A 12,561-nucleotide genomic window follows, 5' to 3' on the forward strand; every position below is an offset into this window, starting at 1 on the left:
CATCTGCTTTCTCGATACGTGATCATACGTTTGCCTGAGATATCTTCTTTTAGGGAAGAGAATATAATAGGAATTGACAACCCTACTGGATATGAGTAAGGTAAAACGTATCAATATTGCAAATGACAATGTTTATCAACTAAAGAGAGCGTTTGATTTTTATGTATGATATTGCTTGCATGCTCTAATACATAGATAGGAGTATGGTCACAATGAAAAAGTGGCTTATATGCAGTTTTGTTTTTATTCTACTCGTTTCATTCACTGCATGCTCACCGTCGGCAGAACATGAATCGATAAAAATCGGAATTGCTGAGTCTGACGAGGCAATATGGAACTATATTGCTGAAAAGGCAGAAGAGACGGGGTTGGATATTCAACTGATTCTTTTTTCTGATTATGCGGAGTCTGATATCGCGCTTGCAAATAAAGAAATTGATGCCAACGCCTTGCAAACCATTTCATATTTTCAGTCGTTCACTGAAAAATACAAACATAAGCTGGCGCCGCTCGGTACGACATACATAACGCCTATGGGCATTTATTCAAAACGATATGGCCGAATTCAAGATATACCACGAGGAGCTGTTGTTTCCGTTCCGGATAAAGTGTTTGATTTTGGAAGGGCGCTTACGATGCTTCAGGAGGCGGGGTTGCTAACGCTGAAAAACGGATTTAACGGAACAGGTTCAGTCGATATGATCAAAGACAATCCGAGACACCTGAAATTGAAAGCAGTCCGGCAACAGGATGCTGTGAGAGGTGCCGACGTGTTTGTCATGAAACCTTCTGAAGCAAAAAAAGCGGGGTTGAGCCTGGAAAAACATGCTTTAAAGAGCGGCGGGCTCATGTCCAAGGAAGAGATGAATTTGATTGTTGTCAGAGCGGAGGATCAAGATCGGGAAGCACTGCAAACCATTATCGAGCTCTATCAAGCTGATGATACAGCGGCATTTATAGAAAAAAAGTATCGGGGAGACCTTGTCCCGGCTTTTCTGCCTTTGAAACGTCTTTCAGATTGGAAGAATGAATTCGAACATTGAATTCATTCTTTTTTTTCTGAAAAACACACTTTGTTCCGTCCCGCTTCTTTCGCTTTGTACAACATTTGATCGGCAAGAATCGGCAAAGATTCTGGATGCTCTGTATTATTGGGATAATGAGCAGCCCCCAGTGATATCGTAACTGACAGCTCATCGCCGTTTGTTAATGCAATCGGTGTATCACTGACAGCGCGCCTGATCCGTTCCGCGATTTGGGCTGCTTTATCAAGCGTACAGTTTGGCAGGAGCACGGCAAATTCTTCACCGCCAATCCGTGCGGCAGGATCAGAATTTCGGATGCTCTGCTTCAGCCGTGAACCCAGCTCTTTCAGCACCTGATCACCTTCATGATGTCCGTACTGGTCATTGATGGTTTTGAAATGGTCGATATCTATATAAATCAGTGCGAATTGGAAATGCGGGGTATTGGCCGCCTGTTGATACAGGGCTTGTGAGATTTCTTCAAATTTTCTTCGGTTATAAATGCCTGTTAAAAAGTCAAAGTGCGCCTGAAACTTATATTGTTTAAAAAGAAGATGTGCATTTGTTTCATGATCAATGATATATAAACTGAGCATGCCGCCCGCTAATGAGGTGGCCCAAAAATACAAGTGAAGTTCAAAGGAATGTAAATCTATAAGAAAATAAAAGGAAAAGGAAATCATACTGTTTGTGATCATTAAAAGATAGAAAGCATGTTTTAATTGAACCTTTTTTCTTCTGGAAACAATGAGTGACGGGATGGCAGCGATACAAATGATAATAACCGAGTATATTGCAGATGTGTTCATCGTAATCAGCATGCGGCCTGCGGTAATCATAATCAAAGCCGTTGCCGTTGAAACCCATCCTCCATAAAGAGCGGCCATCATAATAGGGATATTTCGAAGATCAATGATTGAATGCTGATAGTTCAATCCGAAAAACATCAGAATAACCCCGAGCAAACCGCAGGCCAGTCCTTTAACAGCTTGGAAGGGCATGCTGTCTTTTTTATGCACTAACCTTTCTTTAAACAGGTGGGTGAAGAGATAATTAAATGTGATTAAAATGGTCAAGTTTACAAACAGTTCTTTCAGCAAATGTTATCACCTTTATATAAGGTACTAAAGATGGAAGAGAAAGAAAAGAACAAAAAAGGGATTATATAAGGTTTTTTTACTGGAATCATAAGCTGGAATAATTCGCACTTGACCTATCGGAATTAGTGTAATATAGTAAAAAAGAAAATTTGAAGGGAGAGTTTACCTGCTTTGGAGACTTTACTAGTCGTATTACACGTATTTATTTTATTGTTACTTATCTTAGGGCTTTTTGCTATGCAGAAAAAACACGTTTCCTTCTCCAAACGTGTATTTACTGCGCTGGGGCTGGGGATTGTATTCGGATTTGCGCTTCAGCTGATTTACGGCCCGACTTCAAATATAGTCATTCAAACAGCCGACTGGTTTAATATTGCCGGGGGCGGATATGTCAAATTGCTTCAAATGGTTGTTATGCCGCTCGTCTTTATTTCAATTCTCGGTGCATTTACAAAGCTGAAGCTGACAAAAAATCTTGGGAAAATCAGCGGTTTAATTATCGGGATTTTAGTTGCAACAACAGCTGTAGCTGCAGCTGTCGGTATTGCGTCCGCGCTCTCTTTTGATTTGCAGGCGATCCAAGTCGACCAAGGAGATACTGAACTTTCACGGGGGCAGGAGCTTGAGCAGAAATCAGAGGATATGGCAGCGAAAACATTGCCGCAGCAGATTGTTGAACTGCTGCCGGGAAACCCGTTTTTAGATTTTACAGGAGCTAGACCGACTTCAACGATCGCTGTCGTGATTTTTGCTGCTTTCCTTGGAATGGCATTCCTCGGCGTAAAACGTAAACAGCCGGAACAGGCAGAAACATTTAAAAAGCTGGTTGATGCCGTTTATGCCATTGTCATGCGTGTCGTCACCCTCATTTTGCGCCTGACGCCTTATGGAGTGTTGGCGATTATGACCAAAACGATCGCGACGAGTGATATTGACAGCATTTTAAAACTAGGTATGTTTGTAATTGCTTCGTATGCCGCGTTAATCGCAATGTTTATCATTCATTTGCTGATGCTGACGCTCAGCGGCTTGAACCCGATCGTTTATTTGAAAAAAGCGCTCCCTGTACTTATATTTGCATTTACATCACGATCCAGCGCGGGTGCTTTGCCACTGAATATTAAAACACAGAGAAGCTTGGGTGTGTCGGAAGGAATCGCTAACTTTGCAGGTTCGTTCGGTCTTTCGATTGGCCAAAATGGATGCGCCGGCATTTATCCTGCGATGCTGGCGATGATGATTGCCCCGACGATCGGCCAGAATCCGTTTGATCCGGTGTTTCTCATCACAGTTATCGCAGTCGTTGCCATCAGCTCCTTCGGTGTTGCCGGAGTTGGCGGCGGAGCGACATTCGCGGCGCTTCTTGTTTTATCATCATTAAATATGCCTGTCGCGCTCGCCGGTTTATTAATCTCAATCGAACCGTTAATCGACATGGGGCGTACTGCTTTGAATGTCAGCGGCAGTATGACATCAGGTCTTATTACGAGTAAGATCACAAAGGAAATTGATTCAAATGTATTCAATGATCAATCCAGAGTGATTGAAGCTGAAGAAGCGTAACAGCGTGTAACCCGCTTCGTTTTGATGTTCATTTCAATAAAAGACCCATGAACCCTGTAATGTAAAGGTTTCATGGGTTCTTTTTTATGCTTTTATTCCACTGTGCAAATGTAACTGGGTTCAGAAGGATTTCCTCTTGACCATGATCAATACATTCTTGAAGAGGCTTTCGGCGATATGTTGTGATTTCTAAATTTTGGCCACGAATGAAAGAAAAGCGCCTGACTGTGGTAAATACATGGCCTCATTATTTTTCTTTTAACATTGAATACTTTCGATACGCTTTATAGAAACTGATGGCAAAGAAAGCAAACATAAGGGCGGGAAGCGACCTCAAAAGAGCAAATGGAGTTTCAAATAAAAATGCTTTCCAAAACCATGCACCTTTCATACTCCAAAGACCTTCAGTTAAATATAAACCTGAATCCTTGTAAATCATATAAGAAAAAAACAAACACAGTAAACCGAAACCAGAAGAATAATTTATCAATCTTTTATAATAGTGACACTTTGATTGGCGATCCGAGAAGATTTCATTTTGACCATCATCCTCTTTTTGCCAATATCGTATTCCACTAAGCAAGGAGCCATTTATATACATCCAACCGAAGTCTTCATAGATCCCTTTGTAATCTTTGAACTTTTTCTTTAATAAAATATCTTGATAATCCAGTCGCATCACATATCTCTTGTCAGTTTTTTCGAAAGTGTATATGCCTAATCCACTAATATTGGTACAACGATAACCCTTTTGTAATTGCTCGTTCAGCCATTGCTCCTCTTTTTCAATATCAAAAAACATCTTCATTTTCTTCATTCGATTCACTTCCTTCGTACAGGGATAAAATATGCAATAACCTGTTTTGTTCCATTTTCAAAATGGTGCTTCCTTCAGCAGTGATCATATAAACTTTTCTCCGGCCTGACTCTCCAACAGGTTCAATCCAACCATGCTTATTCAAGTTTTCAATCGCACCGTATAGTGTACCGGCTGCTAACATAACAGTCCCATTACTTATCTTTTCTATTTTCTGCATTACGGCATAGCCATGGAGTGGTTCACGCAGAGCTAATAAAATATAATGCATCGTTTCAGACAACGGTAATAATTTATGTTTCATACCCTCACCCTCTCTTCAGTTCAACTATATAGTTCAACTTAATAACAACATAATACAGTTCAACTGAATAGTCAACACATTTTCAAAAAGCTTGATAATAAGGGGGATTCAATCTAAAAGTCGCTTTCCTTACGTAAGGGAAAGCGACTTTTTGTATGAATTATTTAGCGGGCATATGTATATTTTGATTCAAAGAAAATGAATGAAAATTTAGAATGCGATTGAAGTGACGCAGTTTTTCATCAGAAAACAGGACTTCCAACGTCAAGTGAATATGATATGTTGAGTGTTGAAGCAAGAAACAACATAAAAAGGGAGAGATTATTAATGAAACTCAGAGGGGTTATATTGGCAGTAACAGTGTTAACTAGTGTTCTTGCTTCACCTTTTAGTAACATCAATCAATAAAGATTGCTTTGGCTTCAGTGGCAGCATAAATAAAAAATCCTTCAAACGTTCATTTCACGCAAGAAGGATTTTTTAATGCTAGCAATTGTACTCCAAAACAGGCAGAAAAATAAAAAACAAGAAAAATGAAAAGCAAAATTAACCATTTGAACCATTATGCAATCCATCTTGGATGACACGTTTTTTTAACGGCCAGGTTCTAAATCCTCCAGGATTCCCATCATGGTGTTATCATCCATAACGTTCATTGCGCTTTGGTCAAAATGAACGGGTTCAGCATAATGAGACTGTCTTTTTTTCGCAGCTGACTCGGTTTGACTCGTTTGAGAATGTGTGTGCTGGTGCTGTGTTTTTTGCTGTTCGTCATGCTGATGCTGCCGGCCATTTTGCTGCTGGCTTTGATGTTGTGAACGTTCCTGTTTATCGCCGCCGCCCAATACTTGTTTGACCATGTTTCCTACATTAGAAGCATCAAACATCTTATTATCAGAATTCCGTCTGTTCATTTGTCCTGTGATAAACCCGCTGAATCTTTTGCGGATCTGAGGCGATAACGCAGCAATAAGCATCGTTGAGCCTATCACCAATGCTGCGGGACTGATTCCTCTTCGCTGATTGAACAACATAATCCCTCCTTCTTGGTGTATTCATATTTTCCCCCTCATTAGACAAATTAACCGTTTTATTTCCCGGGAAAGCATTTCCTTCAGATTTACATGCATATTTAAAGCGATTTAGAAAAACCTATAGATAAAGTGATAAAGGAGGAATTCACATGCTTGGAAAAAAACAAGTCCTTGCGTCCATGCTTCTTATCCCTTTGCTTATGACTGGCTGCGGTATGGCCAATCAGGGTGAGGGCAGACGTGATAATGCAGATCCAGAAAACGTTAACTACCGTAATCCGGTGAACGATAACGGCAGAGGAAATATTAACGACGTCAATAACAATCGTGACAATGTCGATAATAATGTAACAGACAATGTTAACGATAACGGCAATAACAATGGTAATGAGAATCAACAATTAGAAGTTGCTGACGATGCTGCTGATAAAATTTCTGATATGAAAGAAGTAGAGCAAGCAAATGTGATCGTTGCAGGAAATCAAGCGTATGTTGCAGTTGTATTGAAAAATGGAAAAGAAGATGTTGGACAGGATCTGAAAAAGAAAATTTCCGAAAAAGTAAAAGATACTGATAAAAACATGGATAATGTTTATGTTTCAGCTAACCCAGACTTTGTAGACCGAATGCAGGGATATGGCGATCGGATTCAAAATGGCGATCCGGTTGCAGGGTTTTTCGATGAATTCAGTGAAACTGTACAGCGTATATTCCCGCAACCTGAATAAGGACGAACAAAGCAGCCGCACAATTTGTGCGGCTTTTTTGGCGTGAATGGCACACCGCAAACTCTTGCTGCATAGAGTGAAAAAAAAGGTACAAGACGGACCGGCTCAGGGAGGGAGACGTTTGCGGGATGGCATAGGAAAGCGTGCGGCATCCGCTCTATTCCTGTGCGGAGTCCTTGTGATGCTGGCTGTAAGCTCGGCCATCGTATCCAGCACGTTGTATATACTGTCTTTGCCAGGGCAGGCATCTGGTATAACGAAAGAACAAGTGACGAAGCACATGAAGAAAGAGTCATTCAAACAGGCCGATATTTATTACACTTCAAAGGAAAAGTCCTTACTGCCGTTGACGAAAGAAACACTTGAATATGCGGTCAATATTAATCAGATTATGATTGGATATTCGAATCAAAAGCCTATTGATATTATTTTTTTTTCTAATGAAAAACTGATGGAGGATTACTCCGGTTTATTGGATGTCGTCGGTTTTTATTCTGAACGGGAGCAGCTGATCGGTTTGTTGCCTGAAGAAAAAAAGAAGCTTTTAGAAGGTGACGAGGTAGCGGTTTATTTGTATCAGAGATTGTTGATTCATGAATATACGCACCATGCGTTTCATCAGAAATTGAAGGAGCTTGAGGCAGATCCTGCTGAGTTTCCGTTATGGTTTCATGAAGGGTTAAGCGAGTGGATCGCGAACTATGAATTGCTCATAGATCCGTTCACGTTTTCTGTCGTGCCCTTTGACCGTTTGCAGACAGATCAAGACTGGCAGGAAGCACGAGTCGAATATGACACTGATGTCTATTTGCAAAGCTTTTATATGATCAATGAGCTGACGGGCAAATACGGGGAAGGCGTTATCTCAAAAATGATAAAGGAAACGGCAAAGAAAGGAGACTTTACAGAAGGGTTTAAATCGGCAACAAAGGAAAGTCTTGATCAATTTGAAAAAGATTTTAAGAAAACATTTGATGAAAACAGTGAGGCATTGGATAGATCCTATCCAATGCCTTTGTTATTAATGAAGTCCTTGTTGGCCCATACCGCCTTGAGTTGGAGGCATTTGTCCTTGTGCCGGAGCAAATGAATTTTTCATTTGTTCCATGTCCTGCGCATCTAGCTGAGGAACTTGGTAATAGCCGTGTTTGTTTTGGTATAGGAAAATTTCGAAAGCCATTTCAACATACTGTTGAATCTGCGCCGACAACACGCGTCTTACGGCTGGATTCGTCATTTCTAGAGAACCCATCGTTAGCATAGAGGCTTGTGCTTTAACAGTGCAAAGCATTTGTCGGCTGATAATGCTGTCATCAATATCATTCATGGATTGAACAGGTTTTTTAGGCTGTGATGGCTGCATGCCGTAAACAGTCTGATTATCTTCCTTCATCATATAAGTTGCTGTTTTTTGTGAAGGTTCGTTTCCTGTTTTAAAGCATTCAGCAGTTAAGTTATATTGAGACGCAATGAATTGATGTTGTCGATCAAGGATGTTTACTAATTCCTGATCCTTACAAAATTGTTTCAGCATCGTAAACTGGTCAAGGACATTAAGTGTTCCGGAAAGCACCTCGTGCATATCAAACAGTTCATGTCCGCCGTGGTTTTTATGCGGTTTGCCAGGGATGCCTTTGTTCATTTGGGATTGCTGCTGCTGATTTAACTGATCCAAACCGAATTCCTCCTTTTTTTTCAGATCAGCTGTATTTTGTATCAGTCTGCCGCGTTTTATGCAGAAGCCTGAAAGGAATTATATGGTGCCTGTCGAAATGATAAGCTGTAATGTGTTTATTAAGGGAGGAAAAATGATGAGGCGTATTCTGCATATAGTGTTAGTCGCGGCATTGATGTTCTTAAATGTGATGTACACGTGCGAAGCTGTAAAGGCGGCTGAGCCGCAACATCCGATATCGGTTGATATGGCGGTACAGCAAAAAGAAGGACAGGCGCTTGTTGAAGGATATGCTGTCGGCCAGGCTGTTTCTCCGCAGCGGTATAAACTGACAAGCCCTTTTTCAAATGATTATCATGTTGCGCTGGCGGACAGTAAAAACGAGGCATCGCCGGAACACATCCTTCCTGTGCAAATCCCCTCCGACTTTAGGAGCCGATTTGGGCTGCAAACTAATCCGCTGCTTCTTGGAAAAAAGATAACTGTTCAAGGACAGCTTGAAGAATACTTTAACACGACAGGACTTAAGAACGTTCAGTCGATGAACTTAACTGATGACATGAAAACACCGCCGGCTGAACAGCTGGTGACGATAAATGAAGCGCGGGGTCGGCTGAATAAAGAAGTAACAATAAAAGGGATCGTCACTGCTGATCAAAGCGCGGTCGGAGGCGGGAAGCTGTCGACCTTTGTGCAGGATGAAACCGGAGGCATTAACATTTATTCGTCTTCCCCTGAACTATTTCCCGAGTTAAAAGAAGGCATGGATATCACGGTAAAAGGAAAAATCACGACATACCAAGGGCTGACAGAAATCGTTCCAAACTCATCAGGCATCAAAATCAACCAGTCAAACCAATCTCTCCCCGCTCCTATACATTCAACCATCAATGAACTGGTTAATAGCAGTCTGGGTGATCAGTTTGAAGGCCGGCTTGTGACACTAAAAGCGTTTGTTTCCTCAATTCCAAATTCTCCAGCCGGCGGTGGCTATAATGTAACGATGATTGATGGAGATCACCATGCTATGATGCTTCGGGTTATGAATGAAACAGGGGCCATAGGCGAACTTGATGAGGGAAAATGGTATGAATTTACCGGTGTGTTAAGCAGGTACCAATCCCTTCAGCTGCTTCCGCGAAAATCGTCTGACCTGAAGCTGCTCGAAGAACAGCCAGCTCCTCCGTCTGCGGAGGGTGAATATGAAGGTATTGTGGATCGGGTTGTTGACGGTGATACCATTCATCTCAAATCTCCCATACTTGGAACGACAAAAGTCCGGTTTGTGAATGTAGATACACCTGAAACGTATCACACACCAAAAAATGAAGCGGACGAAAATCAATTAAGTTTTGGCAAAAAAGCATCTGACTATCTAAAAACAATTTTGTCTTCAGGAGAGAGGATTACTGTCAAGGTCGGGAGTGAAGCGAAGGACAGTTATGGCAGACTTCTTGGGCAGGTCATAACGGAATCGGGTTCCAATGTAAACCTAGAGCTTGTGAAAAATGGCTATGCTCCGACGTATTTTATTTGGCCGGTAGACAATGAAGAGGATTATCAGCAGTTTCAGGCTGCCGCAGCCGCTGCGAAAAAAGCACAAAAAGGAATATGGAATGAAAACGATCCCCTCATGGAAATGCCTTTTGAATTTAGAGCCAGAGAGCAAGGGAAAGGCCTGACAAGATATGTGGGAGATTCGTCAAATAAAACGTATGTGGAGCCAGCTGAATGGAAACAGGTAGCTGTGGAAAATAGAATTTTCTTCGCCTCTGCAAGTGAAGCGGAAAACGCAGGATATAAAAAAAGGCAAACGGCACCGGAACAACATGTGCCGCTTAGCATTCTCAGTATGAACGATTTGCATGGCAAGATTGATCAGCAGTATGAGCTAGATCTTGATGGAAACGGAACTGCAGACGGCGTCTTTGGGCGCATGGACTATGCCGCCGCATATTTGAAAGAAAAAAAGGCTGAAAAGAAAAACACGCTGATTGTTCACGCTGGAGATATGATCGGAGGCAGCTCTCCAGTTTCATCTCTTCTACAAGATGAGCCAACTGTAGAATTGATGGAGGATATCGGATTTGATGTCGGAACGGTCGGCAATCATGAGTTCGATGAAGGTGCGGATGAACTGCTGAGGATTTTAAACGGCGGAGATCACCCGAAAGGCACAAGCGGATATGATGGACAGAACTTTCCCCTTGTGTGCGCAAATTGTAAGATGAAATCGACTGGAGAGCCCTTTTTGCCGGCATATGACATCATAAATGTGGAGAGCATACCGGTTGCTTTTATCGGGGTTGTCACACAGTCGGCAGCGGGTATGGTCATGCCTGAGGGAATAAAAAACATCGAATTTACCGATGAAGTGACAGCGGTGAATGAGGCGGCCGAAGAGCTGAAGAAAAAAGGCGTGAAGGCCATCGCGGTTCTCGCACATATGTCAGCTGAACAAAATGGCACTGCAATTACAGGTGAATCAGCAGATTTAGCAAACAAAACAGATGCTGAAATAGATGTGATTTTTGCAGCGCATAATCACAAGATTGTTAACGGCGAAGTGAACGGAAAACTGATCGTTCAGGCTTTTGAATATGGAAAAGCGATAGGTGTTGTTGATGTAGAGATCGATAAAACGACAAAAGACATTGTGAAAAAGTCGGCGGAAATCGAATATGTCGATCAGAGTAAAATAGAACCGGATCCAAGCGCCTCAGCTATTTTAAATAAATATCAAACACTAGCCGAACCGATTATCAGTGAGGTTGTCGGTGAAGCGGCTATTGACATGGAAGGCGGTTATTCGAATGACGGGGACACGCCTCTTGGAAATTTGATTGCGGATGGCATGAGAGCGGCCATGAAAACGGATTTTGCCCTTATGAATGGCGGCGGAATACGGGAAGCGCTGAAGAAGGGCCCCATTACGTGGGGAGATCTTTACAATATTCAGCCTTTCGGTAATGTGTTAACGAAGCTTGAGATTAAGGGAAAAGATTTAAGAAAAATTATCAATGCGCAAATCTCGCCGGTTTTTGGGCCTGACTACAGCATCAGCGGGTTTACGTATACGTGGGATAAAGAAACCGGAAAAGCTGTCGAGATGAAAATGGCAGATGGCGCCGAGATTCAGCCTGATGCGACATACACACTGACCGTTAATAATTTTATGGCGACGGCGACAGGGACCAAATATCAGCCAATCGGATCGCTTGGGAAAAATCCGGTGACAGGGCCCGAGGATTTGGACGCGACAGTTGAGTACGTGAAGAGCTTTGATAAACCGATTGCGTATACAAAAGAGGGAAGAATTAAGCTTGCTGAAGCCAGTGACATTGAAGATCCTGTAACAGAAGACCCGGGAAATGGACCGGGGACGAATCAGCCGGTTAAAGACGTCCCAGAGCCTGGTGAGGATCATACTGATATAAAAGAGACTCCGGGTACTGTACCGTTTCATCAGCTTCCGCCTTCAGCCAGTTTGAGAATCGACGAAATACCGAAAAAAACCGCTGATACTGCGGGCGGTATCAGCACATTGCCAGTGCCAAACGGGATTGCCGAAAGCGGGTCTGATCATCAGCTTCCGGATACATCAGCGGGCTACTATAACTTTATCGTGATCGGTGCGGCGGCGGCACTGTCCGGAACTTATCTATATGTCAGAAGAAAAAGGAGCGCCTCCAGAACGTGAAAAAGGTTATTCCACTCGTCATCATTGCTGCCGGCCTAGTGATCGCAGGCTATGGTGGCCTTAAATTGATCGATACCCATATGAAGACCGAACAGACATTAAAAGAAGCGAAACTGGCGTCTGAAAAGCCGCGGGTAGCTTCGCGCGAGAAAAAAAGCGCTGTTCAAGCAGAGAACAAAGCATCATTTAAGCCTGAGACCGGACAAGCGAGCGGCATTTTGGAAATACCCAAAATTAAGGCGGAGCTTCCGATCGTGGAGGGCACCGATGCAGATGATTTAGAAAAAGGTGTCGGGCATTACAAGGATAGCTATTATCCTGATGAAAACGGGCAAATTGTACTGTCGGGACATCGTGATACCGTGTTTCGCCGGACGGGAGAGCTGGAAAAGGGGGACAGGCTTCGTATTTTCCTGTCATATGGCGATTTCACGTATGAAATAGTAAAAACAAAAATAGTCGATAAAGATGACACATCCATTATTACACTCCAGCATGAAAAAGAGGAACTCATTCTGACGACCTGCTATCCGTTTTCATATATCGGCAATGCCCCGAAACGCTATATCATATATGGAAAACGGATTACTTAAAAGCCGCGGGCGATGCCTGCGG

At 42.5% G+C, this 12,561-nt stretch carries 11 protein-coding genes; 6 read left to right on the top strand and 5 right to left on the bottom strand.

Annotated features, from left to right (window positions below):
* The first annotated feature begins 212 nt into the window (after window positions 1–212).
* Entirely contained in the window at window positions 213–1,043 is an 831-nt protein-coding gene (locus tag ABZM97_RS05090; RefSeq protein ID WP_087993722.1) for a MetQ/NlpA family ABC transporter substrate-binding protein, read from the top strand.
* Between the two features lie 2 nt (window positions 1,044–1,045).
* Here the strand turns inward: ABZM97_RS05090 and ABZM97_RS05095 are convergent, their stop codons facing one another.
* Window positions 1,046–2,125, bottom strand: a complete 1,080-nt coding sequence (locus tag ABZM97_RS05095; RefSeq protein ID WP_087993723.1) for a GGDEF domain-containing protein — start codon at window positions 2,123–2,125, stop codon at window positions 1,046–1,048.
* A gap of 171 nt (window positions 2,126–2,296) precedes the next feature.
* Here ABZM97_RS05095 and tcyP point away from each other — a divergent pair, with 171 nt between their 5' ends.
* Window positions 2,297–3,688 carry an L-cystine transporter TcyP gene (gene tcyP, locus ABZM97_RS05100; RefSeq protein ID WP_087993724.1) on the top strand — a complete coding sequence of 464 codons (1,392 nt, stop codon included), beginning with the start codon at window positions 2,297–2,299 and terminating at the stop codon, window positions 3,686–3,688.
* 247 nt (window positions 3,689–3,935) lie between these two features.
* Here the strand turns inward: tcyP and ABZM97_RS05105 are convergent, their stop codons facing one another.
* The 3 genes from ABZM97_RS05105 to ABZM97_RS05115 form a co-directional block, all read right to left on the bottom strand.
* Window positions 3,936–4,505, bottom strand: a complete 570-nt coding sequence (locus tag ABZM97_RS05105) for a DUF2812 domain-containing protein (RefSeq protein WP_087993725.1) — start codon at window positions 4,503–4,505, stop codon at window positions 3,936–3,938.
* Window positions 4,480–4,809 (bottom strand): PadR family transcriptional regulator, encoded by a 330-nt coding sequence (locus ABZM97_RS05110; RefSeq protein ID WP_010327757.1) that lies wholly within the window; start codon window positions 4,807–4,809, stop codon window positions 4,480–4,482. The genes ABZM97_RS05105 and ABZM97_RS05110 overlap by 26 nt, the downstream gene beginning before the upstream one ends.
* A gap of 593 nt (window positions 4,810–5,402) precedes the next feature.
* The gene (locus ABZM97_RS05115) at window positions 5,403–5,843 is read right to left on the bottom strand and encodes a hypothetical protein (RefSeq protein WP_087993726.1); all 441 of its coding nucleotides are present in this window, start codon (window positions 5,841–5,843) and stop codon (window positions 5,403–5,405) included.
* Window positions 5,844–5,992: 149 nt separating this feature from the next.
* Here ABZM97_RS05115 and ABZM97_RS05120 point away from each other — a divergent pair, with 149 nt between their 5' ends.
* Both ABZM97_RS05120 and ABZM97_RS05125 read left to right on the top strand, forming a co-directional pair.
* Window positions 5,993–6,571: a YhcN/YlaJ family sporulation lipoprotein gene (locus ABZM97_RS05120; RefSeq protein ID WP_087993727.1), complete on the top strand. Its 579-nt coding sequence runs from the start codon at window positions 5,993–5,995 to the stop codon at window positions 6,569–6,571.
* 121 nt (window positions 6,572–6,692) lie between these two features.
* A complete protein-coding gene (locus ABZM97_RS05125) occupies window positions 6,693–7,661 on the top strand; it encodes a hypothetical protein (RefSeq protein ID WP_367387287.1) in 969 nt (322 codons plus the stop codon).
* Here the strand turns inward: ABZM97_RS05125 and ABZM97_RS05130 are convergent.
* Window positions 7,593–8,246 (bottom strand): spore coat protein, encoded by a 654-nt coding sequence (locus tag ABZM97_RS05130; RefSeq protein ID WP_367387288.1) that lies wholly within the window; start codon window positions 8,244–8,246, stop codon window positions 7,593–7,595. The two genes, ABZM97_RS05125 and ABZM97_RS05130, sit on opposite strands and share 69 nt — an antisense overlap.
* A gap of 82 nt (window positions 8,247–8,328) precedes the next feature.
* On the opposite strand from ABZM97_RS05130, the gene ABZM97_RS05135 reads away from it, so the two are divergent.
* Both ABZM97_RS05135 and srtA read left to right on the top strand, forming a co-directional pair.
* Window positions 8,329–11,946 carry a 5'-nucleotidase C-terminal domain-containing protein gene (locus ABZM97_RS05135; RefSeq protein ID WP_202328525.1) on the top strand — a complete coding sequence of 1,206 codons (3,618 nt, stop codon included), beginning with the start codon at window positions 8,329–8,331 and terminating at the stop codon, window positions 11,944–11,946.
* The gene (srtA, locus tag ABZM97_RS05140; protein ID WP_087993730.1) at window positions 11,943–12,539 is read left to right on the top strand and encodes a sortase SrtA; all 597 of its coding nucleotides are present in this window, start codon (window positions 11,943–11,945) and stop codon (window positions 12,537–12,539) included. The genes ABZM97_RS05135 and srtA overlap by 4 nt, the downstream gene beginning before the upstream one ends.
* The last annotated feature ends 22 nt before the right edge of the window (window positions 12,540–12,561 follow it).

The organism is Bacillus vallismortis (assembly GCF_040784915.1).
Taxonomy (GTDB): Bacteria; Bacillota; Bacilli; order Bacillales; family Bacillaceae; genus Bacillus; species Bacillus subtilis_G.